General features: G+C 66.6%; 1 protein-coding gene. It reads left to right on the top strand.

Going from position 1 to position 1,146, the window contains the following annotated elements; translation table 11 throughout:
- Positions 1-131: 131 nt before the first annotated feature.
- Positions 132-1,146: IS256-like element IS1164 family transposase (locus AC6CID_RS25020; protein ID WP_498354668.1), on the top strand; the 1,015-nt coding region annotated here is incomplete at its 3' end.

Below are 1,146 nucleotides of genomic sequence, written 5' to 3'. Positions count from 1 at the left end.
GGGTTGCGTCCATCAGGATGGTGTACGAGCCGGATCGGATCCGATGACCGGCGTGTCGTAACCGGACGAAAGACGGTCACCGCGTGATTCTTCGAGAGAGCTACCAACTCGACTCGACGAAAGAGCACGCGATGACCACTGCCCACGATATCGACCTCCGCCAGCTTGTCGAAGACCGACTCACCGGCGCCAGCCCCGACCTGCTGCGCGAGCTGCTGACGATGTTCATCCACGCCCTGATGGGCGCCGAGGCCGACGCCCTGTGCGGCGCCGACTACGGCCAACGCTCCGACGAACGCGTCAACGTTCGCAACGGCTACCGGCACCGCGACTTCGACACCCGCGTCGGCACCCTCGACGTGGCCATCCCCAAGCTGCGGTCCGGCTCGTACTTCCCGGACTGGCTGCTGCAACGGCGCAAGCGGGCCGAACGAGCCCTGACCTCGGTTGTTGCGACCTGCTACCTGCTCGGGGTCTCGACCCGGCGGATGGAGAAACTCGTCGATACCCTCGGGATCACCTCGCTGTCGAAGTCGCAGGTCTCGGTGATGGCGAAAGACCTCGACCCCCAGGTCGAGGCCTTCCGGAACCGACCCCTCGATGCGGGCCCGTACACGTTCGTCGCCGCCGACGCCCTGGTCCTCAAGGTCCGCGAGAACGGACGGGTGGTGAACGTGCACGCCCTGGTCGCGGTCGGGGTCAACGCCGACGGCTACCGCGAGATCCTGGGGCTGGACGTCACCTCCGCCGAGGACGGCGCCGGCTGGCTGACCTTCTTCCGCGGGTTGGTCGCCCGCGGCCTGTCCGGGGTGCGGTTGGTGACCTCCGATGCCCACGCCGGCCTCGTCGCGGCGATCGGCGCAACCCTGCCCGGCGCCTCCTGGCAGCGGTGCCGCACCCACTACTCGACGAACCTCATGGCCGTCACACCGAAGTCGTCGTGGCCCTGGGTGAAGACACTGCTGCACTCCGTGTACGACCAGCCCGACGCGGATTCCGTTCACGCACAATACGATCGAATCATCGATGCACTCACCGAGAAGCTGCCGAAGGTGGCCGATCACCTCGACGCCGCCCGGTCGGATCTGTTGGCGTTCACCGCGTTCCCGAAGCAGATCTGGAAACAGATCTGGAGCAACAATCCGC

Source organism: Rhodococcus sp. GQ147, assembly GCF_059759155.1.
The sequence above is the reverse complement of the archived record's forward strand: the minus strand, read 5'-3'. Positions and strand labels throughout refer to the sequence as shown.